This window comes from Pedobacter sp. GW456-11-11-14-TSB4 (genome assembly GCF_059424425.1).
The window spans coordinates 32274-57646 of record NZ_JBWKZK010000006.1 but is presented as its reverse complement, the minus strand read 5'-3'; the positions used below and the strand labels follow the sequence as shown (position 1 = coordinate 57646).

The window sequence follows — 25373 nt, the reverse complement described above, 5'->3', positions numbered from 1 at the left end:
CTATTTATTTAAATTTTTATTATTGGCAGTTGCCCATTTATCAGCTAACATTTTTATAAAATATCCGCCAACAACGCTTCTAGCCTGAAAGCCAATCATCTTTCCGTTTGTAGTTTCATGCCAATCGCTTAAAGGCACCTTACTTTGCGTTTCTGCCGCAAAGCGATGAATTGGACTTATAAATTCTTGAAAATCTGTTTGATTATCCGTCAATGTAGCTGTCCATATAATCCAATCAGATTTTGTATACGTTTTACGACTATCAAGTGGTAAGCCGTATGTATTTTGCTTAGTTAAATAAAAACTAATTTCTTTTTTATAAACCTCTTGTGGAAATAAATTTAACTTTAAAAGCTTATCCCAAACCAGGTTGTATTTCTGGCTCCAAGTGTTTTTATCATTAAATGTTAAAGCATAATGATCGCCATCATTGGCTAGTTCCATCCATTTTTTAACCATACCTAAAACAGCATCTTTAACTTTCTTAGACTCTTCTCGCTTGCCTAAAGTTTCTGCCATTTGCGCATACGCACCTAAAGCAACAATTGCTTTTACAGATAAATTCGAATTTCTGGCCAAGTGACCGGCAAAATCATCTGTACATAGCTGATTAGCTGGATCAAATCCTTCTTTCAATAAATAATCACTCCAAACCATTAAAATATCCCAATGTTTTAGTGCGTAGTTTGCATTTCCTTCTGCCTTAGCAATTGCAGCAGTCAATATAATCATATTCCCTGCTTCTTCAACTGGCATATCTTCGCCATAGGTTTGTCCATTTGCTAAAGGATAAGTTCCTAAATCATGAGCAGGAAAAGGTTTTTTCCACTTCCCACTTTCAGAATAGTAGAAAATCCCATTTAACATTCCTTTTAGAAGTTCTGGATTGTAAATTAGATATTGTGGTGCTGAAGGATAGGTTACATCAACCGTGTTGATGGATCCATTACTGAAATTTTCTTTGGAAAGAAAAAGAAGATCTTTATTTGGAGCATATACAATTTTATGCGCAGCAATACTTTGGCGGTAAGCCATTTTGCATAAATCCGCATATTCTTTCCCACCCGCATTTAATGCATCTGCATATAATTTTTGATCAAAAGTGTTGCATTTAAGTTTAATATTTTGATAATTTTTGCTGGCTTGAGAAAGCAAATCTATAAAATCACTCTCGCCATCACTTCTATAAACTGGTTTCAATTGCTCGCCAAAATAAGTAACAGATTTAATGTCGTCATAACCTAAAAGGATATATTTTTCTACAACAGTTTGATCAACTTTACCAAATGGGATAATGGTTACCAGATCTAATCTTTTTGAATTTTGATATTGGTTGTTTAAAGGATATTTTTTACTTATAAAATGAGTTAAACTTTCACTTTGTGGTGCTATATATTGTTTTGTGTTAAAATCTGCTGGCGCTGAAACATAAAAATATCCCCAATCAATTCTAAGGTCATCGCCACTCTTTTTTAAAATTTCTTGAGCTACTGTTCCTACTTTTTGAGTTGCTAGGCCATTTGAATTAGTCTGACTTGCACTAACAGCTTGACCTGAGTTATTTACAGCAATATCAGACGAAGCACTGAAATACAAATCAACTTGATGAGGTTTGCCATCTGATGATTTTACTGCATAATTGATGTAACTAATTGGAGTTGACGTAAGCTTAATATCATTTAGCAATAAGGGAGAAGTAAAAGTTACCTCTAAATTTATTGGCCCACATTTAAACCAATATGTTGTTTTAGTTGCATCAAATTTGACATTGGTTTGTTCTGCTAGCAATACATTCGCGTTTTGAGGTAGCTCCTCAACAATACCTGCATCTAAATATCTGCCACCCGCCGTATTTTTAATATAAATGCTCAAGATGTTCTCTCCATTCTTAAGTATTCCATCTTCAATTGGCAGATATACATATTGATTTACCCAACCATTTTTTTTGTAGATCTGTTTACCGTTTAAGTAAACCTCTACATTGTCATCATGATTAAGCTTTAAATATTTTTTATGACTTGATAAATTTGAAACTGTAAATTTCCTTCGATAATACAATTCATTTGTAGTCCACTTGGTATTAACATTTGCCCCATCACCAAATGGCGCCACACCTTTTTGCCATCCATTGTCGTTAAAATTTATATTAAACCAATCTTTTTCATTAGGTTGATTTAAACTGTAAACTACACTATACGGTGCATCTTCAGCGGTAGCTAAAATATTTTTGTAGTTTTTTGGCTCAGCTCCTAAAAATCGATAATTCTTGCCATCAACATTTAAAATCCCTAGCAAACTTTGTTCTTTCCCTGTCCAGTGTTTTGTAGAACTAGCATTTAATTTACCACCAAAAGACCAGATACTAAAGTAACTATCATGAGTAATTAAGGGATAAGCAGGTGCTAAATCTTGCGCACTAATTTTAAAAAAATTAGCAACAAAAACCAGGAATAGTAAATAACCTTTTTTCATATAAGATGGCAATCTGACAAATAAATGGCTAGAAGATTAGTAAAACGTTTTAGGAACTCAATAATAAAACATTTATAGGTTAAAAAGATCAATATACTGTAACTTAAACGATACTTAAAGTATATTCTTTAACCATGTTTTGTTTTAAACGCAAAAGAAAAGGTGCTCTTTCGAGCACCTTTTTCCATTACTGAGGGTATCCTGGATTTTGGGTTAAATTAATATTAAGTGTTCTTTGTACTTGAGGTATTGGAAACAAAGTTCTGAAAGGTTGCGAAGGTGTATGATCCCACCATGATGCTGTGGTAAATTTACCAAAGCGGATTAAATCGTTTCTTCTAAATCCTTCAAAAATGAACTCTCTACCACGTTCTGCTAACAACTCATCCATTGTTAATGTAGCAGTTGTATAAGGAACAAAATCTGCTGCAGCATAAGCTCTTCTTTTTGTAGTATTAATTAAAGTTACTGCATCTGCAGTAGCAATATTACCTGCTTTACGCATTAAGGCTTCGGCTTTTGCAAAATAAACCCAAGTTAAGCGGTATATATTCCAATCTGTATTGTTGTAGTTCGGGTCAATTGGTACAGCAACACCATTAACAACACCAGCAATTTGGTTACCTAGTTTGTATTTGTTAAATCTAACACCACTATTCTCTTCACCTTCACTCATGTTAGAAACGGTAGAATTAGTTTTGTTTTTTCTAATATTGTCTACAAAGACAATTTGCTGACCGCTGTACTCATTACCTCCTGCTGCTAGGGCTGGTTGTCCGTTATCAAATCTAACCATCGGGCCTTCTAATAACCAACCTCTTTTTCTCAAATCAGTGTTATCATAAGTGGTAAACACACCTGGCACAACAACTACACCATCGTTACCATTTCTATTACCACCATAAATTAAACCTTGTTGAAAGTGGTAAAATTCTCCAGTCCAAGATGGCTCAAAAGTTGCATTTCTAAACTCATAGGCGATAGAAAAAATGGCCTCTCTAGATAAATCATTAGTAGATTTAAACTGGTCGAAAATATTTGGATCTAATTGCATTGTTCCATTTTGACCACCAGCTGCTCCGCTAATTAATTTATCAGCTGCCGCGATACAATCATCCCAACGAGCTGTACCTGTCCATACTTCCGCGTTCAAATATAATTCAACAAGCATAGCATAACCACCAGCTTGGCTCATTCTACCCGTCATCGCTTTAGAATGCAAAGGTGCTTTGTCGATATTTTCTTTGATCTCTTTCTCGATAAATGCAAAAACATCTTTTCTTGGTAAAGTTGCTGGCTTAGCTGGAATACCAACCTGAGTTACCACAGGAATGTTTCCGAAAAGATCCATCAGTTTTAGATAGTGAAACGCTCTTAGCAATTTCAGCTCTGCGATATAAGCATCTTTCTCAACCTGAGTAATTCCCATTCTAGAGATATCTCTTTTTTCTAAGTTTTCGATAGGATCATTACATAAACCCATACCCCAAAACATTAATGACCATGCATTGTTCAATGGCCCATCATCTGCTAACCAAGTATGGTAATGCAATCTTTTCCATTTACCTCCATCTTCACCGTGTCTACCTTTTGTTGGCCATGCTAATTGATCAGCAGAAAGTTCGGCAGGGCGCCACCAACCATCTTGACCAGATGGTGTAACCCAAGCATTAGCGTGTGTATACGGTCTAAGTACCGCTGATAAAACTTCGTTTTTATTATTGTAAAAATTATCAGTAATTAACTGATCATATACGTTTTCTTCTAATTTGGTGCAGCCGTTCATTAAAAAAACGGGAGCAGTGATTAGACAGGTAAGCAATATTTTTTTATATCTTTTCATTTTCGTAATTATTAAAAGCCAAAACCAACACCGAATAAAAATTGTCTTGTAGCCGGGTAAGGACTTCTAGAATCCACACCTGGATTTAAGCCAGTATCCGCAACAAAATCTGGATCATTACCTGTATAACCTGTAATTGTAGCCAAATTCTGACCAGTTACATATGCTCGTAAAGTTCTGATTGATTTAATATTGGTTTTGAAAGTATAACCCAAGGTAAGCTCATCAAGTTTAACAAAGCTACCACGCTCAATGTAGTAATCAGAGTACATATAAGTGTCGTTTAGCTGAGCATACTTATCAAAAGCACTATTCAGTAAATTTAAATTAGTAACTCCATTTTTATTTCCATAAGACAAAGCAGTAGTATTTAAAATGTCGTAATCTAATTTACTTCTTAAGAAGAATCTAAAATCGAAACCTTTATAAGTAAAATTATTTGTTAATGACAAATAATATTTAGGTATTGCATTACCTATTACAGCTAAATCTGTAACATTTCTAAAAGATGAAGTATTGATCTGAGCATTTGAAACTACATCACCATTACGGTTAAAGAAGGTCCATTTACCATCAGGTGTAAAGCCAGCAAATCTTTTACCCCAAAACTCACCAATATTTCTACCTTCATAAGTTCTTACTGCATCACCTAAAGCACCGAAACCACCAATTGGGCTAAAAGTTCTTAAATCCCTTGCATACTCATCATTTGAATATGAATCTAATCTATTTCTTGTAGTACTACCTATAAAATCAATGTTCCAAGAGAAATTTCTGTTTTTAATTGCTTGGTAACCTAATGTAAGCTCTATACCTTTTGCAGAAATGGTACCAACATTTGTAGTAATTTGACTCGTTATAAATGGAGGTTGTGGTGAAGTATAGTTATCAATTAAATCTTGAACAACCCTGTTATATAAATCAATAGCACCTGTTAATTTGTTGTTAAATAAGGCAAAGTCTATACCTAAGTTGGTTTCTTTTTTCTTTTCCCATCTTAAATCTGGATTTGGATTTTTGTTTGGACCATAAGTTTGCAAATATTCACCGCTAGGGAATAAATAGATACCACCGCCGCCTAAAGTAACCAAAGAAGCATAATTACCACCTGTATTACCAGTTTCTCCATAACCTAATCTAACTTTTAAATTATTTACAAACTTCACGTTTTTCATGAAATTTTCTTGGCTAACATTCCAACCACCTGAAATTGCAGGGAAGGTTGCATATTTATTATTCGATCCAAATCTTGATGATCCTTCACGTCGGATACTTGCTTGAGCAAAAAAGCGATCGCCAAAAGCATAACTTATTCTTGCAAAACCAGCAATTAAAGTGTTATCGTTTTTAAAACTACCAATAGCGATACGGTTTAATACAACTGGCACGCTACCTAAGTTGTTGTCTTCAAAAAGATCATTCAAATAACCTCTATTATTAGCGTTAAAGCCTTCATTAACCTCGTATCTGTAAAAATAGCCAGCAACTGCAGTAATTTTGTGGTTAGAACCAATCATTGTATTGTACTCTAAAGTAGGTTCTACGTTGAAATTTTGATTTAAACCTGTGCTTTTACCTGCATAACCACCGTTTGGAGCCTGCGCATTTTCAACAGAATTCTGACTAGCTTTATCTCTATATTCACTGTTAATTGTCCAGTTTCTAACATGGGCACCAAAAACAGAAGCTTTTAAACCAGGAATAATTAGAAAATCAAGTTTACCATCAACCGATGAAGTTTGTTGTTGTACTCCACTTCTTTCTTGCTCCAATCTTGCAATCTCATTAGTAATGTTTCTAGTAAATTTGTAAGTACCGTCTGGATTATAATAAGATTCTGTAGGATTTCTCGTCAACACATTTTCCCAGCCACCGCCGCCTAATAAATTGGCATTGTTAAAATTAGCCGCCACATTAAATTGCGCAGTTAATCTATTATCTAAACCAGTTTGAGTTAAACTCAAACGTAAACCATACTCTTTTCTTGAGTTTTCTTTAGCAAAACCTTGTATATCTCTAAAGTTTACCGCAGCTCTATAAAACGAACTTTCACCACCGCCAGAAACTGCGAAGTTATGGTTATGAGAAACATTATTTTTATTGATTAACTCTTGGAAATAATCTGTGTCGCTACCATAATCTGTTCCAGAAACCTGACCACTTGCCAAACGCTCACGATATTGTTGAGCTGTCATAAAATCTGGTCTTTTTACCAAAGTTTCTGTTCTTACAAACGAGTTGTAATCAAAACGTGAAGGGCCTCTTCTACCCTTTTTAGTAGTAACAATAATTACACCGGCATTTGCTCTGGTACCATAAATTGCCGCTGCCGAACCATCTTTTAAAACACTAAATGATTCGATATCATCCTGCTGCAATAAATCTAAATTTCCACCAGGTATACCATCGACAATAATTAGTGGAGTTGCTGTTCCGGCAAGGGTTGTAACACCACGAAGCTGCACACCTACACCAGAGTTAGGGTTAGTACCACCAGTTCTGGTAATTTGTAAACCGGCAACTTTACCAATTAATAAATCTAGTGCATTTCTAGATCCACTTTGTCTAAACTGAGAAGTATCAATTTTAGTAATAGCAGATGTAATTTCGTTTCTGGTTTGCGTACCATAACCAACAACTACTACCTCACTTAACTTGGTATTTTCAGATTCAACCAATTTAACGCTCAAGTTTGTCTGTGTACCCACTTTAACATCTTGTGCTACAAAGCCGATGTAAGTAAATCTTAAAACATCATTATCACTTGTAGTTTCAATTCTAAACTTACCATTTGCATCGGTAATGGCGCTTTTACCGTTCGTAATGTTTTTAACGCCCACACCTGGTACAGGTTGGTTCGAGTTATCCACTACTGTACCAGTAACAATTCCTGCCTTTTTTGCAGGTTGCCACGGCATTTTTAATTCAACAAAACCATTGGGGATGACACTCCAGGTTTCCATTGAAAACGCAGGCACACTGAGCAACATAATTGCAAAGAGCCCTTTAGTTTTAAGTAAATTAATTTTCATTAGCTGTTTTTGTTTAATTATGGATTAGGTTATTTATACAATTAGGAATGATGACTTATGTTATTGTTTATAGTGGGAATAGGTATTTTGAGATATCATTATGCACAAGGAATGGAAAAGTATAAAACCACTAAAACGTTTTACTAAGCTTCCAAAAAAAAAGCTTCGAGCTTTTGCTACTTTTTTAAGAGATATCATACAGCATTTGGTTAACACTAATTCGGGATCAAAACTAACGAGATAGTTTTAATAAATCGTTTTAGTAGTTCAATAATAGCAAAATTTATAGTTCTAACAAACATCATCAATAGTAATTATTCTGTTACATTAAAATAATCGTTATTTAGACTATTATTATCGCATTAATTTCTGATAATAAGTTTGGCAGGAATGATAATTTGTTGATCGGGAATTTTAGTTTTTGCAGCTAATTGTGCCAATATTAATCTGATAATTGTCTCTGCGATTTCTTCTAGCGGCTGCTGAATTGTTGAAATACTAGGTGTGTGTAGCTCAAAAGCCTCATGATCATCATAACCAATTACCGCAAAATTTTCATCGATTTTTTTATTGAGTTCCTTTAAAACTTTTAATCCGCTAATGGCTAGGTAATTGGTTGCAAATAGAACCGCATCAACTTCTTTGTTTTTAAGCAAAGTTTTAATCTGTTTAATTGTTATTGCTTCTGCTTGGTTAAATGGAACTTTTAAAACTAAACTATCCTGATAAGGCAAAGCTGAATCTGTAATTGCTTTTTTATAGCCTTCAAAACGTTCAATTATTTGCTGTACATCAATATCTGTGGTAACAAGGGCGATATTACGTTTCCCAATTTTGATGAAACTCTCTACCGCTTGATAGGAGGCTACAAAATGGTTGGCGCCAACGTAGTTAGTATTTAATTCTGGTAAATTTCTATCGAATAGAATAACCGGTTTATTTTCATTAAGTAAAATCTGAATATCTTCTTCTATACCTTTAATTGGAGATATGATATATGCATCAACCTTTCTACTTTTAAATAGGTTTATAAGCTCTTGCGCTTTTTCTACATTATTTTCGGTACTCGAATAAATAATTTTATAACCTTTTTTATAGGCTTTATCTTCAATTAAACGAGCAATACGAGAGAAAAAAGAGTTAGAAATATCTTCAATAATTAAGCCGATGATATTTGTATTGCCGGTTCGTAAACTCCTGGCAATTTGATTAGGCTTATAACCACTATCTACAATTATCTTTTGTACCTTTTTAATAACAGCATCACTGATAGATTTTTCTTTTGCTTTACCATTAATGATAAATGAAACCGTTGTGATAGACACATTGGCTTTTAGAGCAATATCTTTTATAGAAAGCGCTTTCATATTTGGTTAATTCTGTTTTGGTAAAGGTAAAAAATTAACTATCAATTTTGCAGTACGTTCAGAAGCACCTTCCCTACCCATTAACAAACTCAATTTTTCATAGTCGTAAAGCATTTGTTCTCTCTTCTCACCATCCACAATTTGCTTCAAATTAGTTGAAATATTAGTTGTATTACAATCTTCTTGAATTAGTTCTTCAACTACTTTTTTATCCATTATTAAATTTACCAATGAGATAAATCGAATTTTAATTACTAGTCTGGCAATGCCGACTGAAATCGCACCACCTCTGTAAAGCACCACTTGAGGCACTTTAAACAAAGCGGTTTCTAAGGTTGCCGTACCAGAAGCTACCAGAGCAGCGTGTGCATTTTCTAATAAGTTATAAGTTTGAGCAAATACCAACTTTACTTTTTTATCGCCTATAAATTGATTATAATAGTTTTCGGTAAATGTGGGTGCGGCAGCAATCACAAATTGATAGTCAGGAAATTGATTTGTGATACTTAACATGTCTGGTAGCAAACGCTCTATTTCTTGTTTTCTACTGCCAGGTAACAAGGCGATAATTTTTTTTGCTGTTAGCTGTTCTTTATTTCCAAAATCGGCATTCGGCTTAAACTGCGCTTTCTCATCTAAAAGTGGATTGCCGACATAACTGACATCCATGCCCCACTTTTTATAAAAATCGACCTCAAAAGGTAAAATACAAAACATTTGATCTACATCTCGTTTAATTTTTAAAACCCTTTTTTGGTTCCAAGCCCAAATTTTAGGAGATATGTAATAACAAACCCTTATCCCGTTTTTTTTGGCAAATTCAGCAATCTTTAAATTAAATCCAGGAAAATCAATAAGCACTAAAACATCTGGTTGGTAAGTTAAAATATCTGCTTTGCAAGCTTTCATGTTTTTAAAAATGGTGCGTAAATTCATTACCACTTCTGTAAAACCCATAAAAGCCATCTCTGCATAATGTTTTACTAATTTACCTCCTTCGGCTTGCATTTTATCGCCGCCAAAATACCTAAATTCTGCTTTTGGGTCCTCAACCTTTAGGGCTTTCATTAAATTGGCTCCGTGCAAATCGCCAGAGGCTTCGCCTGCAACTAGATAGTATTTCATTTATGAGATATGAGTGTTGAGATATGAGATATGAGATATGAGACTATTCTTCATAAATTAAAAAACCTTGTAAAAGAAAAAGGCAAATGCCCACAAAAAAGTAACACTAATAATTCCTCTGGCAATGTTATCCTTATTTTTTTTGAAAAAATAATTCATCAGCCATGCGTTTAAAGCAACACATAAAATTAATAGCCAATCTGCTTTTTTAAGCACCGCTACATTTTGCATAACTAGCCAAACCAAAATACCAGGCAATAAAGGCACAATAAAGCCAATAAAGAGCCCGCTCCAAACCGTGTTTTTAATATTAGCTACCTTCATATTTATTAACCTAGTTGATTGCCATCGGCCTTGCTAACAGCTTTAGTTTTACCAACACTTTTTTGTTCAAAATCCCAACTGTTTAAAATTGGAATAGCATGATGTGCAGTTAAATCAAATTGAACCGGCACTACCGAAACATATCCATGATCTAAAGCCCAAACATCGGTATCCTCGCCTTTATCATAATTTTCGAAAACCCCTGTCAACCAATAATAAGGCCTTTTGTACGGATCTTCTCTTTTATCAAATTCTTCAGCCCACTTTGCATTTGCCTGCCTACAAATTTTTATTCCTTTTAGGTTAGCTCCCTTCGGGAAATTCACATTCAACAATGTAGCCTCTGGCAAACCATGTGCTAAAACTTGTAATGCAATTGATTTGATAAATGATTTGCAATGCGAAAAATCGGCATCTTGCGCAAAATCATCAAGTGAAAACCCAATTGAAGGAATTTTTTCTATAGCCCCTTCTACCGCAGCAGACATGGTACCCGAATAAATTACATTGATAGAATTGTTTAAACCATGGTTAATGCCCGATACACATAAATCTGGTTTTTTGCCTTTAAAAACAATATTTACGGCCAATTTTACGCAATCAACTGGGGTTCCAGAGCATTTGTACATTTCTACACCAGGATACAAATCTACCTTATCAAAACGGAGCGGTTTGCCGATGGTAATTGCATGGCCCATGCCAGATTGTGGCCCATCTGGTGCAACTACAACCACATGCCCAATTTCTTGCATTACCTCTATTAAACTTTTAATTCCTGGCGCTGTTATTCCATCATCATTAACAACTAAAATTGTTGGTTTCTTAGTGTCTTTATTCATATTGGTAAAAATACGAGAATTATTTTAAGCCAAATCAATATATTTTCATCTAGCTAATGCTAAAATTTAATTTCATCAAGCTATATTTACATGTAACTTATCTTTTGTAAAACTATCTTAAAATAGTTTGGCAAACAATTAAACAACCAAGCTCAAAAAATAATGAAACACAAATTAATTTTGTTCGTCTGCCTTCTTTTTGCAGGCTCTAATTTAATGGCTCAATCTACCTATCAGTGGAAAACGGCCTCATCTGGTGGTTATACTTACAAATATGTAACTAACGACCCGTCAAAATCTAGGTTTTACACCTTAAAAAATGGTTTAACGGTTATCTTATCACCCAATACAAAAGAACCAAATATTGAGTTTAGGATGTCGGTTAGAGCAGGTAGCAATACCGACCCTAGAAATGCAACGGGTTTAGCGCATTATTTAGAGCACGTTTTATTTAAAGGAACAGATAAATATGGCACCAACAATTGGGCACAAGAAAAACCATTGTTAGATAAAATTGATGCCCTTTATGAAAAGTACAATAAAACTACAGACCCAGCTCAACGTAAAGAAATTTACAAAGAGATAGATAAAGTTTCTGGAGAAGCTTCTAATTTTTCTATTGCCAATGAGTATGATAAATTAATGACCGGCATCGGTGGTAGCTCATCTAACGCACATACTTGGTACGAAGAAACTGTTTACAATGAAGATTTCCCATCAAATTCAGTCGATAAGTTTTTAGCTATACAGGGTGAACGTTTCCGCAAACCAATTTTCCGTATTTTTCATACAGAGTTAGAGGCTGTTTACGAAGAGAAAAACCGTAGTTTAGATAGCGACCCTAACAAATTAGACGAGGCGATGATGGAATTATTGTTTCCTACCCATAATTACGGGCAACAAACTACCATTGGTACAATTGAGCACTTAAAAAATCCATCGTTAGTAGAAATAAGAAATTATTACAACAAATACTACGTGCCAAATAACATGGCAGCCATTTTTACTGGAGATTTTAATCCAGATGAAATGATTAAAAAAGTAGAAAAAACCTTTAGCTACATGGTAAATAAACCATTAGCGCTTTATAATCCAGCTCCAGAAAAGCCACTAACTACTATTCAAAAAGTAGAAGTGTTTGGCCCAAGTGCAGAAATGGTAGAAATTTACTACCGCGGCTTTGCAGATAATACGCAAGAGAGCTTAATGCTAAGTTTAATTCGTAGCATTTTAATGAATGGCAAAGCTGGTTTAATCGATATCAACTTAAATAAACAACAAAAAACATTAAGAGCTGGTGCAAGTTATCAGCAAATGAAAGATTATGGTGTGTTCAATTTATCAGCATCACCACGTGCCGGACAAACTTTAGAAGAAGCTTCTCAATTGCTATTAGGTCAAATTGATTTATTAAAAAAAGGACAATTTGATGAATCATTATTAAAAGCAATTGTTGCCAACCAAAAATTGAGCTTTCTGCAAGCTTTTGATAGCAATAACAATAGAGCAGAAATATTATCGAACCAATTTGTTTTGCACCGTGGCACCAAATGGGATAAAAGTTTAGGCGACATAGATGCTACTGCTAAATTCACTAAAGCGCAAGTTGTTGCATTTGCCAATTCTTTCTTTAAAGACAATTATATTATCGGTTTTAAACGCAAAGGCGAGGATAAAAACTTAATTAAAGTAGAAAAACCAACCATTACACCAATTAATGCCAATGCAGGTTTAACTTCAGAATTTGTTAAAAATACTTTAGCAATGCCAGTAAAACCAATTGCTCCTAAATTTTTAGATTACAAAAAAGACATCGCCTTTGGCAAAACCGGTATTGCAGAGGTTTTAACCACCAAAAATGTAGACAACTCTATATTTAGAATGAGTTACCGCATTAATATGGGTTCAAATAATTACAAGCTTTTGCCTTATGCATCAAGCTACTTAACCTTTTTAGGTACCGATAAATACACTGCAGAAGAATTAAGTAAAGCATTTTATGATATTGCTTGTACCTACAGTTTAAATGTTGGAGCAGAGGTTACTTCAATTAACATCAGTGGTTTACAAGAAAATTTTGACAAAGCAGTAAGCTTAGTTGAGCATATTTTAACCAATGTAAAACCTAACGAAAAAGCATTAGCAGATTTAAAGGGTACAATTTTAAAAAGCCGCGAAAACAATAAGTTAAACAAATCTCAAATTATGAATGGTTTAACTTCTTATGCTCAATATGGTAGTTTAAATCCTTTTAACAATGTTTTAAGTAATGATGATGTAAAAAACATGAAATCGGAAGATTTGATTTACCTAATTAAAAATCTAACCAATTATGAGCACGCCATCACCTATTATGGTCCAAAAGATTTAACAACTTTTACTGCCGACATTAAAAAAGCGCATTTATTGCCAAAAGAATTTACAGATGCGGCGCCTGCTAAAGTTTACACTTACACCAAGCAAGACACCAACAAAGTGTATTTTGCAAATTACGACATGGTTCAATCAGAAATCCGTTGGTTAAGAAACACTGGTTTATATAACAAAACTGATGCTGCAAACATTCAAGTTTTTAACAGCTATTTTGGCGGCGGCATGGGCTCTATTGTGTTCCAAACTATTAGAGAATCTAAAGCTTTGGCTTACTCTACTTTTGCGCAATACGTATCTCCTGATAAGGCAGACAAACAATACAGCATGATTGCTTACGTAGGTAGCCAAGCAGATAAAATGACTGATGCAGTTAACGGAATGAACGAGTTGTTAAACGATTTGCCAAGAAGCGATAAATCTTTCGACGGTGCAAAAGTTAACGTAATTAACAATTTAGAAACAACTCGTATCACTAAAGATGGCGTATTTGCTTACTATTTCGCCGATAAAAAATTAGGTTATGATTACGATTCGAGAATAGATTTATACAAAGATTTAAAACCAATAACTTTCCAATCTATTAAAGATTTTCATACCCAAAAAGTAGCCAATAAACCTTACACCTATTTAATTGTAGCCTCAGATAAAAAAGTTAAAAAAGAGGATATGCAAAAATTTGGTGAAGTAACTACCTTAACGCTAGAGCAGTTATTTGGATATTAACCCTCCTAATCCTCCCATAAAAGGGAGGACTTTAAGCGGCTTTCTAAATGGAAGTCGCTTTTTTTTTTGAAAAGCAAGTTCAGTAACTCTTGGCAATTTCAGTCCCACTGTTCGCTTTATTTCGCCCCAACCTAAAGGTCGGGGCTACATGCTCGCTACCATTGGGTTTATTTCACAAAGTTAAATGCAACAAACTTAATACAGCTCCTGCAAAATGCATGCTTGGCAGTTTAGTTAAATTCATTTATTTTTAAAAAATGCGACTAATACTCTATGGTCTATTTCTGCTAACCACTTTTAACACCGCATTCGCTCAAGATAGCATCTCTGTAAAAATGAGTTGGCTAGCCAATGCAAAACCAAGCACCAATCTTTTTGTACACTTAGATAAAAATATTTACACCAATAATGAAATAGTTTACTTTTCAGGTTATCTGTTAAAAGACAAAATAACACCACCAATAGCACATAAAATATTATCGGTTTGCTTAATTAGAGATTTAGATAGCACAATTATTATTCAAGATAAATTTATAATGGATAAGGGATTAAGTTTTGGGAGCATCACCTTGCCCGACTCTATTTTAACCGGAAATTACCATTTTTTAGCTTACACAAATCAACTTGTAAACGGATTGCCAAATGCAGTTTACACGCAACCTATTACCATTAAAACTAAAATTGACCCAGCATTTAAAGCCTCTTTAAAAATGTTAGAAAATGCTGCAGACACAAGAAATAATCATCAAGTATTATTAATCGCAACTACAAAAGACAATCGTTTTTTGCCAAAACCTCTACAAATAAATTATAAATACGGCAATCAATCTAAGCAAACAAAAACTGATGCTTCTGGGCAGCTCCTTCTTAACTTACCTACGCAAAGCGATTTGGCTGATCAAAACTTATATGTGAAGTTAAACAACGAAAAAGACACTAGTTATTTAAGTATGGCATTGCCCCTAAAAAAGCATAAAGCAAGTTTAAAGTTTTATCCCGAAGGCGGTAATTTGGTGCAAGGATTACCTTCTAATGTTGGTTGGGAAATTAAAGATCAACAGCAAATGCCTATCGCTACCAAAGCATTTTTACTAGAAAACAACCAAATAATTGACACTATTGAAACCAGCAGTTATGGAATTGGCAATTTTCAATTAAGGCCAAAAATTAGCGCTCAATATAGTGTAAAATTAATTCATTCAGGTTTAGTAGATAGTGTTTATTATTTACCAAAAGCTATAGAAAAAGGCATTACACTTCAGCTTCAAAAAGCAGTTTTAAAAGATACCTTGGCAGTGATTATTAAAAATAACAGCTCAACTAACTTAAACTTTTTGATACACAACTATCGTGAGGTATTTGCAAATATCCCATTTGATATGGATGTAAATAGAACGATTATCAAAATTCCTCTCAATGAGATACCAAAAGGTGTAATGACTTTTACCGTTTTAGATAGTTTAAAGAGGCCATTGGCTGAGCGTATGTTTTTTGCACATTACAGCGCAACAGAAAATATAATTGCTAATACAGATAAACCCATTTACCATCAGCGAGAGAAAGTTAAATTAAGCCTAAAATTAAGCTTAGATTCATTGAGCGTAGTATCAATTGCTTGTGTGCAAGAAAACAGATTGCAAGCTAAAAATGCAAATGACATAGAAAGCTATACTTACTTAACAAACGAATTAAGCAACTTACCAATTGTTATAAAAGGAACGCCATATAAAGATGTTAATTACTTAGAGCAAATTTTATTGGTAAAAGGATGGCGAAAATACACTTGGCAAGACTTACAAAAAGTTACATCAGCCCATACTTCATTAGCGTTTGATAGCCTACAAATGCTAGGCTCAATAACCAAATCAAAAAAAGAGCTAGCAAAACCTGTTATGCTCGGTGCCTTGGGTGATACAAAAATTAGATTAATTGAAACCTCGGCAAATGGCAATTTTAACTTTAATACAGATGAGCTGATTTTAGAACAGGGAAGAAAAAGCTATCTTTTTGTAAACGATAAAAACAAATTTGATTTTAAAATTAGTGTTGAAGATCAGTTTCTGAAAATGAGTAAAACATTGGCAAGGTTTGCCTTATTTGAAAATCCTATACTTCCTTCGGCTATTACTAACAATGCAGATTTGGTATTAAAAGGAAACGAAAAAGCTATTCGATTAAAAGAAGTAGTGATCAATAGTAAGAAAGATGCTTCAATAGGGTTTTCTGGCGCAACTGGCAGTAATGCTTGTGGAGATTATGTATGCCGCTACAATATTTTAAATTGCCGTAATCATATAAGCGATTCGCAAAATACTCAGCCAATTTCTGGAAAAACTTACAGCACCAATGGCTATTACACTGTTTATCAAGAATGTAGAGTTGGTTTAGGGTTAGACGAAAATTTTATAAAATTTAGCGGTATCCATTACCAAAAAGAATTTTACTTAGGTGATTATAAAGACCCTCAAGAGCCGGCATTTTTTTCTACCATTTATTGGAACTACGGCACAATTATCAATAGCAAAAAAGAAACTGAAATTGAATTTTACACCAGCGATATAACAGGTAAGTTTAAAGTTATTGTGCAAGGCATTACCAACAATGATGTTGTGTTTGGCGAACATTTTTTTGAAGTTAAACCAAAACAAAACCCATAAAAAAAGCGATTAACCAAGTGGATAATCGCTTTTATATTTTTAGTTTTATTGGCTTATAAAGAGTTGATCCATTTCACTAGTTCGTCTCTTCCTTTACCAGTTTTTTGTTGAAGTTTTCCTAACATTTCGTCATCTTGACCTTCAACGTATGTTAAATCATCGTCAGTTAAATCGCCATAAGCTTGTTTAACTTTTCCTTTAATTTCATTCCATTTACCTTTTATTTCTAACTTATCCATTTTCTTAGGTTTTTGTTTAAAATCTGTTGATTGTATGAATAACAGTTAGCAAAAAGATTTTGTTTGTTTAAATTTAAATTAAGGTTTCTTTGCGCTTTCAATAATTTCTTGTACCACATTTGGATCTAGTAGCGTACTTATATCTCCCAAGTTAGCTGTATCACCTTCGGCAATCTTTCTTAAAATACGACGCATAATTTTACCCGATCTAGTTTTTGGTAAACCAGAAACGAAAAGTATTTTATCTGGTTTAGCAATAGCTCCAATAACCCGGGTTACCGTTTGTAAAATATCCTTTTTAGTTAATTCAACATCGCCATGCATTTCTGGTGAAATTACAAAAGCAAAAATACCCTGTCCCTTCACATCATGCGGATAACCAACTACCGCACTTTCAATAACACCAGCATGCATATTAATCGCATTTTCTACTTCGGCTGTGCCAATTCTATGTCCAGATACATTTAAAACATCGTCTACCCTACCTGTAATTCTGTAATAACCATCTTCATCACGCAAGCAACCATCGCCCGTAAAATAAAGGTTTTCATAAGTAGAGAAATAAGTTTGTTTACAACGTTCATGATCTCCGTAAGTAGTTCGCAACATCCCTGGCCAAGGAAATTTAATACATAAATTTCCACTTACTCCATTTCCTTCAATTTCATTTCCATTTTCATCAACCAAAATCGGTTGTATACCAGGCAAAGGCAAAGTTGCAAAGCTAGGCTTAGTTGGTGTTACAGTAGCAATCGGCGATATCATAATACCTCCAGTTTCTGTTTGCCACCAAGTATCTACAATTGGCGCTTTACTTTTGCCAATTTTTTCATCAAACCAATGCCAAGCTTCTTCATTAATAGGCTCACCTACAGAACCTAAAACCCTTATCGAGCTTAAATCTTTTCCCTGTAAAGGCTCATCGCCAAAGCCCATTAATGAACGTATTGCTGTTGGAGCTGTATATAAAGTATTCACTTTGTGTTTCTCTACAATATCCCAAAAACGCGATGCATTTGGGTAAGTTGGCACACCTTCAAACAAAACAGATGTAGCACCTTGAGAAAGCGGTCCGTAAACAATATAAGAGTGACCAGTTATCCAACCGATATCTGCAGTACAAAAATAAACCTCATCTGGCTGGTAATTAAATACATTGGTAAAAGTATAACCTGCATAAACCATAAAACCTCCGCAAGTATGTACCACGCCTTTAGGTTTACCTGTAGAGCCAGATGTATATAAAATGAAAAGCAAATCTTCTGCATCCATTTCTTCTGCTTCGCAAACATCATTTACATGTTTTACTTCATCTTCCCACCAAACATCTCTACCTTTTAACATTGAAACTGGTGTGCGCACATGCGTTAGCACTATACATTTTTCTACAGTTGGACAGCCGATTAATGCATCATCAATTACATCTTTTAAAGGAATTTGTTTACTGCCTCTGTAAGCGCCATCTGCGGTAATTACCAATTTACATTGTGCATCATTAATTCTATCGGCGATAGATTTTGCAGAAAAACCACCAAAAACTACAGAGTGTACTGCTCCAATTCTGGCACAAGCCAAAACGGCAATAGCCAATTCTGGTACCATGGGCATATAAATGCAAATTCTATCTCCTTTTTGCGCACCGTTTCTTTTTAAAACATTAGCAAAACGGCAAACACGTTCATGCAACATTTTATAAGTAAGGGTTACACTTTCTTCTTCAGGATTGTTTGGTTCCCAAATAATTGCAGGTTTATCTCCACTATGTGCCAAATGGCGATCTAAGCAATTTTCAGTTATATTTAATTTAGCTCCTTCAAACCATTTAATAGTTGGGTTTTCAAAATCCCACGATAAAACTTTATACCAAGGTTTACGCCATTGAAAATTTTGTGCTACTTCTCCCCAAAATTGCTCGGGGTTTTCTACGCTCTTTTTATAATCTTCTTCGTACTGCTTAAGGGATATAATTTGCATTGTTCATATATTTAGTGGTCGCTAATTTAAAGAATTTATAATTGAATGAAACTTCCGTATTGTATCAAAAATGATTTATAATTGTTTTTTTTGCCTGCACAATATTTTTTACCATCAATCAATACCTAAAATTTGAACCTTAATTTGAAGCATTTATCTCATAAATTACAAAAAAATAATGCACTCCAAATAGCTGAATTATAAATCTATTGGTTGTATGAAGGGTTCAAATTTATGTAAGAGAAAAATAATTTGAGACTCGCTTGATGTTTACAAAAATAATTCTGATATTTGCACACTCTTAAAAAAATTAAGTAGCGAAATAATCAACATAATAATAAAGTCATGTCAAGAGTTTGTGATTTAACCGGAAAAATGGCGATGTCGGGATTTAATGTTTCTCACTCGAACGTTAAAACGAAGCGTAAATTTTACCCTAACCTACAACTTCAGAAATTTTATATCCCTGAAGAAGATCGTTGGATAACACTAAAAGTGTCTACTTCAGCAATCAAAACCATTAATAAAATTGGTATTTCTGAGGCGATTAATCGTTTCATGAAAAAAGGATATTTGTAGTAAATAATTTGCCGATGTGAAATCGGCTTAAAAGATAAATAAAATGGCAAAAAAAGGTAATAGAGTACAAGTTATTCTTGAATGTACAGAACATAAAACTAGCGGTATGCCAGGTATGTCTAGATACATTTCTACAAAAAACCGTAAAAACACTACTGAGCGTTTAGAATTGAAAAAATTTAACCCAGTATTGAAAAAAGTAACAGTACACAAAGAAATAAAATAATTGAAGGATAGATTGATTGAAGGATTGAATATGATATTCTCTCATTCAACCATCCACTCACTCCATCATTAAATTAAAAAGACATGGCTAAGAAAGTAGTTGCAACCCTAAAAACGGGTACAGGTAAAGAATATTCGAAAGTTGTTACAATGACTAAATCTCCAAAAACTGGAGCTTATTCATTTAAAGAACTAATTGTTCACAACGATCACGTAAAAGATGCTATTGCTGGTACGCACAGTACTAAATAGTTTCTATAACGAATAGCATTAAAGGCCGTTCCGTATTTAACGGAAGGGCTTTTTTATTTTAAATTATTTTATGGGTTTATTCGATTTTTTTAAGAAAAAAGAGACCGCTCCTGAAGCTCAAGAAGCTTTAGATAAAGGTTTAGAAAAAACTAAAGAAGGCTTTTTAAGCAAAATCACCAAAGCTGTTGCAGGTAAATCAACTGTAGATGATGATGTATTAGATAACCTCGAAGAAGTATTGGTAACTTCTGATGTTGGAGTAACCACTACATTAAAAATCATCGATAGGATACAAGCTCGTGTTGCCAAAGATAAATACCTCTCTACCTCAGAATTAAACAACTTATTAAGAGATGAAATCCAACTGTTGTTGGCAGAAAATAACAGCAATGATTTCAGAAATTTTGAATACGGCGACCACAAACCTTACGTAATTATGGTAGTTGGTGTTAATGGCGTTGGTAAAACAACTACCATTGGCAAGCTTGCTCATAAATTAAAAGGAGAAGGCTTAAATGTTGTTCTTGGTGCTGCTGATACTTTTAGAGCTGCAGCTGTAGAACAAATTAAACTTTGGGGAGAACGTGTTGGTGTAAGAGTTGTTGCTCAAGCTATGGGATCTGATCCTGCTTCTGTTGCGTTTGATACACTTCAATCTGCAGTTGCAAATAAAGAGGATGTGGTTATTATTGATACAGCTGGACGTTTGCACAACAAAGTTGGTTTGATGAACGAATTAGGTAAAATTAAAAATGTAATGCAAAAGGTAATCCCAAATGCACCACATGAAATTTTATTGGTTCTTGATGGTTCAACAGGCCAAAATGCATTCGAACAATGCAAACAATTTACCGAAGCAACAGATGTTAATGCTTTAGCAATTACTAAATTGGATGGTACTGCAAAAGGCGGTGTGGTTATTGGCATCTCTGATCAATTTAAAATTCCTGTAAAATATATCGGTGTTGGCGAAAAAATGGATGACTTACAGTTATTCGATAAAAAAGATTTCGTTAATTCCCTATTCAAATAATATGATTACTAAAAACAAGCTTGTTAAACCTGTTGCTAAACCTAAAATTAACGTAATTACCTTAGGATGTTCTAAAAACACTTACGATTCTGAGGTTTTAATGGGGCAATTGCGTGGCAACAATTTATCGGTTGAGCATGAATCTAATCAATTAGGTAAAGATGATATTGTAGTAATCAATACTTGTGGGTTTATTGATAATGCAAAGCAAGAATCTATTGATACAATTTTGCAATACAGTCAGTTAAAAGATGAGGGTAAAGTAGCAAAAGTAATTGTTACGGGCTGTTTATCTGAACGTTACAAACCAGAATTAGAATCTGAAATTACAAATGTTGATGCATTTTTTGGCACCAACGATTTACAAAATATACTACATAGCTTAGGTGCTAATTACAAGCATGAACTAATTGGCGAACGCTTACTAACTACCCCATCTCACTTCGCTTATTTTAAAATTGCCGAAGGTTGCAATCGTCCATGTTCTTTTTGCGCTATTCCATTGATGCGTGGCAAACATGTTTCGAGAGACATGAACGAGCTGGTTAACGAAGCCAAAATTTTAGCAGCAAATGGCACTAAAGAACTAATTTTAATCGCCCAAGATCTCACCTATTATGGTTTAGATATTTATGGCAAACGTAATCTTGATGAATTATTACGTCGTTTATCTGATGTAAATGGTATTGAATGGATCAGACTGCAATACGCCTATCCTTCTGGTTTCCCGATGGAAATTTTAGATGCGATGAATGAACGTGAAAATATCTGTAAATATTTAGATATGCCACTACAACATATCACAGATAACATGTTGAAATCTATGCGTCGTGGCATCACTAAGCAAAAGACAATTGATATTGTAAACGAAATTAGAGCAAAAGTACCAAACATCGCCATGCGTACTACGCTAATTTGTGGTTATCCAGGCGAAACTGAACAAGATTTTGAAGAAATGTACAATTGGGTTGAAGAAACTCGTTTCGATCGTTTAGGATGCTTTACTTATTCTCACGAAGAGAAAACTCATGCACACCAATTAATTGATGATGTACCAGAGGAAGTTAAACAAGAGCGTGTTGATGCGATTATGGAACTACAACAAGGTATTTCTTTCGACATTAACCAAGAAAAAGTTGGCAATACTTATAAAGTTTTAATCGATAGAAAAGAAGGTGATTTCTTTATTGGACGAACCGAATTTGATAGCCCAGAGGTTGATAATGAGGTTTTAATTGATGCTAATTCTGGTTATGCTGCAAACGGAACTTTTGTAAATGTTAAAATTGAACGTGCTGAAGATTTCGATTTGTATGGACAAATTGTAAAATAATTAATGTATGGAAGCTTTGACAAACTTATTGTGCAACTTTCCGAAAAGTTTGTCAAAGGTTAAATAACATGAAGGCCAAATACATTTCATATCAAGATACACATTCGTTTTCTAAACTGGTTTTAGATTATGTAAATGATGATGCACAATTGAAATCATTTTACAGTTTCCGTCCGGATATGGATGGGTTAAAAAAAGCTGTTGATGCTCGAAATTTCAAAGGAAACAGAGCAGAATTGGTAGAGGTATTAAATCAACAATACCAAAATGTAAAAACCAATAAATCTGTAAAGCACAACATTAGCATACTGGCTGATGAAAATACATTTACCGTTACAACCGGTCATCAACTTAATTTATTTACTGGCCCTTTATACTTCATCTATAAAATCGTTACCACGATAAATTTAGCATTAGAACTTAAAATTGCTTATCCTGATAAAAACTTTGTGCCCATTTACTGGATGGCCACCGAAGACCATGATTTTGAGGAAATTAATCACGTAAGTGTTGATGAAAAAAACATCAGTTGGATACAGCAAACCAACGGTGCAACTGGCAGACTAAGCACTAAAACTGTAGAGGCAGCTGTTATGGCTTATAAAGCCTATTTGGGGATTTCTAAGAATGGAAAAAAACTCGCCAAAATTGTAGAGAATGCTTATTTGCAAAATGATAATCTCGCAGATGCTACACGTGTTCTGGTAAATAGTTTGTTCGAAAACTATGGTTTGGTAATTATTAATGCTGATGATCCTATCTTAAAAAAACAGTTTAGTTACATTATTAAACAAGATTTAATTGAGCAGCACAGTGCTAAACTTACAGAGCAAACTAACCTTACTTTAGAAAATAAGGGTTATAAAACACAAGTAAATGGCCGTGAAATCAATTTTTTTTATTTAAAAGACAACTTGCGTGAAAGGATTATTGAAAAAGATAAGCGGTACTCAGTAAATCACACTGAAATTACTTTTACAAAGGATCAATTAATTACCGAGATAGAAAATCATCCAGAAAGATTTAGTCCGAATGTAATTATGCGACCTTTATATCAAGAGGTAATTTTACCCAACATTGCCTATATTGGTGGTGGTGCCGAAGTTTCTTATTGGATGCAATTAAAAGCCAACTTCGATTTTTATCAAATAGATTTTCCTGTTTTATTATTGCGTAATTCTGCGCTGTTAATTGATAAACGCAGTGCGGAAAATTTATATAAATTAGGCTTTAAATTAGATGATGCGTTTTTATCAACTGATGAACTACAAAAAAATTGGATTAAAAATAATAGCGATTCTAATTTAAGTTTAGCTGATGAATTAAGAACCATCCAATCTACTTTTGATCAGATAAAATTAAATGCTTTTAAGATTGATAAAACATTAGAAAAATCAACTGAATCTGCTAAAGCAAAGACTAATCACCTAATTGAAAATTTAGAAAGAAAGATCTTTAGAGCTGAAAAAAGAAAACATGAGGTTTCATTAAAGCAGATCGAAAATGTAAAAGCCAGACTTTTTCCAGGTGGCACTTTGCAAGAAAGGGTTGTTAATTTAGCACCTATGTATGTAAATTATGGAGATGATTTTATTTCATCGCTTATAGAAAATTTTGAACCTTTAGGTGGCGATTTTACTTTGTTGTTGCCTTCATCATAACGCGTCATTGCGAGGTACGAAGCAATCTTTCATGCAATACAGATTGCCACGTCGTTCCTCCTCGCAATGACGAAAACTTTTATAAAATGAACTTCATCACTTTTACCGAAGAAAAACTTAGAAATTTTACCCATACTGTTTTTATTAAAATGGGTTGTTCAGATGAGCATGCATCATTAGCTACCGATGTTTTAATTAAATCTGATTTACGTGGTATTGATTCGCATGGCGTTGCTCGTTTAAGTGGATATGTTCGTCTTTGGGAGAAGAAAAGAATTAACGCAACTCCAAATATCAAAATTGTACATGAAACACCAACAACCGCAACAATAGACGGCGATGCAGGTTTGGGTTTGGTTGTAGCTCCATTTGCAATGAAAGTAGCAATCGAAAAGGCAGAAAAATATGGTAGTGGCTGGGTCGCTGTTAAAAATTCAAATCATTTTGGCATAGCCGGATACCATTCGTTAATGGCCGTTGAAAAAAATATGATAGGCATCAGCATGACAAATGCTAGTCCGCTGGTTGCCCCAACTTATGCCAATGAGCGTTTATTAGGCACTAACCCGATGTGTTATGCATTTCCGGCAGGTAAATATCCGCCAGTTATTGTGGACATGGCTACCGCAGCAGCAGCTAATGGCAAATTAGAAATTGCACAAAGAGCAAATAAAAATGTTCCAGAAGGATGGATACAGGATAAGGAAGGAAAATCATCTATAAATCCAAACGAATTAAAAAATGGCGGATCTTTACTTCCACTAGGTAGCGATAAAGACCATGGCAGTCACAAAGGTTACGGCTTAAGCGCTACTGTAGACATTTTATCAGCTGTGCTTTCTGGTGCAAATTACGGCCCATGGGTGCCACCTTTTGTTGCTTTTTTAGAGCCATCTGCAAATCCCGTTGGCGAGGGTTTAGGACACTTTTTTGGTGCGATGCGTGTAGATGGTTTTCGGCCTGCACAAGATTTTAAAGATCATTTAGACAATTGGATTGAACGTTTTAAAAGCGCAAAAACTGTTGATCCTGATAAAACAGTGATCATTCCAGGTGAACCAGAACATGATTTTGAGCAGGAAAGAAAAATAAGCGGGATACCAATTATCGATGTGGTGGTAAATGATTTGAATGAACTGGCTGCTAAGTTGGGTATCGCTGGACTATAATTACTTTCAAAATCTTTTTTCCGACTGTCAAATTTTGAAAAGATTTTCACATTAAACTTTGTCAATCTGTAGAAGATTGACAAAGTAACAATTCTTTTAACTTGTTCGGGTTTACGAGAAATCTGTATGGCAAATTACGAGTGAGGTCCTTCG

General features: G+C 34.2%; 18 protein-coding genes. 9 read left to right on the top strand and 9 right to left on the bottom strand.

Features of this window, described 5'->3' with window-relative positions; translation table 11 throughout:
• The 7 genes from AC07XU_RS17030 to surE form a co-directional block, all read right to left on the bottom strand.
• Entirely contained in the window at positions 1-2472 is a 2472-nt protein-coding gene (locus AC07XU_RS17030; protein WP_494944833.1) for a glutaminase family protein, read from the bottom strand.
• 187 nt (positions 2473-2659) lie between these two features.
• On the bottom strand, positions 2660-4315 hold the full coding sequence (locus AC07XU_RS17025; protein ID WP_494944832.1) for a RagB/SusD family nutrient uptake outer membrane protein: 1656 nt from the start codon (positions 4313-4315) through the stop codon (positions 2660-2662).
• Positions 4316-4326: 11 nt separating this feature from the next.
• Complete coding sequence (locus AC07XU_RS17020; protein ID WP_494944831.1) at positions 4327-7347, bottom strand: SusC/RagA family TonB-linked outer membrane protein; 3021 nt, start codon at positions 7345-7347, stop codon at positions 4327-4329.
• Between the two features lie 362 nt (positions 7348-7709).
• Complete coding sequence (locus AC07XU_RS17015; protein WP_494944830.1) at positions 7710-8714, bottom strand: LacI family DNA-binding transcriptional regulator; 1005 nt, start codon at positions 8712-8714, stop codon at positions 7710-7712.
• 6 nt (positions 8715-8720) lie between these two features.
• Positions 8721-9839, bottom strand: a complete 1119-nt coding sequence (gene lpxB / locus AC07XU_RS17010) for a lipid-A-disaccharide synthase (protein WP_494944829.1) — start codon at positions 9837-9839, stop codon at positions 8721-8723.
• 57 nt (positions 9840-9896) lie between these two features.
• On the bottom strand, positions 9897-10163 hold the full coding sequence (locus AC07XU_RS17005) for a stationary phase survival protein SurE (RefSeq protein WP_494944828.1): 267 nt from the start codon (positions 10161-10163) through the stop codon (positions 9897-9899).
• A gap of 5 nt (positions 10164-10168) precedes the next feature.
• On the bottom strand, positions 10169-11002 hold the full coding sequence (gene surE / locus AC07XU_RS17000; protein WP_494944827.1) for a 5'/3'-nucleotidase SurE: 834 nt from the start codon (positions 11000-11002) through the stop codon (positions 10169-10171).
• A gap of 162 nt (positions 11003-11164) precedes the next feature.
• Between surE and AC07XU_RS16995 the strand changes: the two genes are divergently transcribed.
• Both AC07XU_RS16995 and AC07XU_RS16990 read left to right on the top strand, forming a co-directional pair.
• On the top strand, positions 11165-14098 hold the full coding sequence (locus tag AC07XU_RS16995) for a M16 family metallopeptidase (protein WP_494944826.1): 2934 nt from the start codon (positions 11165-11167) through the stop codon (positions 14096-14098).
• A gap of 257 nt (positions 14099-14355) precedes the next feature.
• The gene (locus tag AC07XU_RS16990) at positions 14356-16755 is read left to right on the top strand and encodes a hypothetical protein (RefSeq protein ID WP_494944825.1); all 2400 of its coding nucleotides are present in this window, start codon (positions 14356-14358) and stop codon (positions 16753-16755) included.
• 53 nt (positions 16756-16808) lie between these two features.
• On the opposite strand, the gene AC07XU_RS16985 is transcribed toward AC07XU_RS16990, so the two are convergent.
• Positions 16809-16994, bottom strand: a complete 186-nt coding sequence (locus AC07XU_RS16985; RefSeq protein ID WP_494944824.1) for a CsbD family protein — start codon at positions 16992-16994, stop codon at positions 16809-16811.
• Positions 16995-17072: 78 nt separating this feature from the next.
• Positions 17073-18968 carry an acetate--CoA ligase gene (gene acs, locus AC07XU_RS16980; RefSeq protein ID WP_494944823.1) on the bottom strand — a complete coding sequence of 632 codons (1896 nt, stop codon included), beginning with the start codon at positions 18966-18968 and terminating at the stop codon, positions 17073-17075.
• Positions 18969-19313: 345 nt separating this feature from the next.
• Between acs and rpmB the strand changes: the two genes are divergently transcribed.
• The 7 genes from rpmB (at position 19314) to AC07XU_RS16945 (ending at position 25220) form a co-directional block, all read left to right on the top strand.
• Positions 19314-19547, top strand: a complete 234-nt coding sequence (rpmB, locus tag AC07XU_RS16975) for a 50S ribosomal protein L28 (RefSeq protein WP_055132404.1) — start codon at positions 19314-19316, stop codon at positions 19545-19547.
• 43 nt (positions 19548-19590) lie between these two features.
• On the top strand, positions 19591-19773 hold the full coding sequence (gene rpmG / locus AC07XU_RS16970) for a 50S ribosomal protein L33 (RefSeq protein WP_008242799.1): 183 nt from the start codon (positions 19591-19593) through the stop codon (positions 19771-19773).
• A gap of 83 nt (positions 19774-19856) precedes the next feature.
• Positions 19857-20024 carry a DUF4295 domain-containing protein gene (locus AC07XU_RS16965; protein ID WP_494944822.1) on the top strand — a complete coding sequence of 56 codons (168 nt, stop codon included), beginning with the start codon at positions 19857-19859 and terminating at the stop codon, positions 20022-20024.
• Between the two features lie 70 nt (positions 20025-20094).
• On the top strand, positions 20095-21057 hold the full coding sequence (ftsY, locus tag AC07XU_RS16960; protein WP_494944821.1) for a signal recognition particle-docking protein FtsY: 963 nt from the start codon (positions 20095-20097) through the stop codon (positions 21055-21057).
• Between the two features lies 1 nt (position 21058).
• The gene (rimO, locus tag AC07XU_RS16955; RefSeq protein WP_494944820.1) at positions 21059-22390 is read left to right on the top strand and encodes a 30S ribosomal protein S12 methylthiotransferase RimO; all 1332 of its coding nucleotides are present in this window, start codon (positions 21059-21061) and stop codon (positions 22388-22390) included.
• Between the two features lie 68 nt (positions 22391-22458).
• Positions 22459-24051, top strand: coding sequence for a bacillithiol biosynthesis cysteine-adding enzyme BshC (gene bshC, locus AC07XU_RS16950; protein WP_494944819.1), 1593 nt, complete (start codon positions 22459-22461; stop codon positions 24049-24051).
• 86 nt (positions 24052-24137) lie between these two features.
• Positions 24138-25220 (top strand): Ldh family oxidoreductase, encoded by a 1083-nt coding sequence (locus AC07XU_RS16945; RefSeq protein WP_494944818.1) that lies wholly within the window; start codon positions 24138-24140, stop codon positions 25218-25220.
• Positions 25221-25373 lie beyond the last annotated feature (153 nt).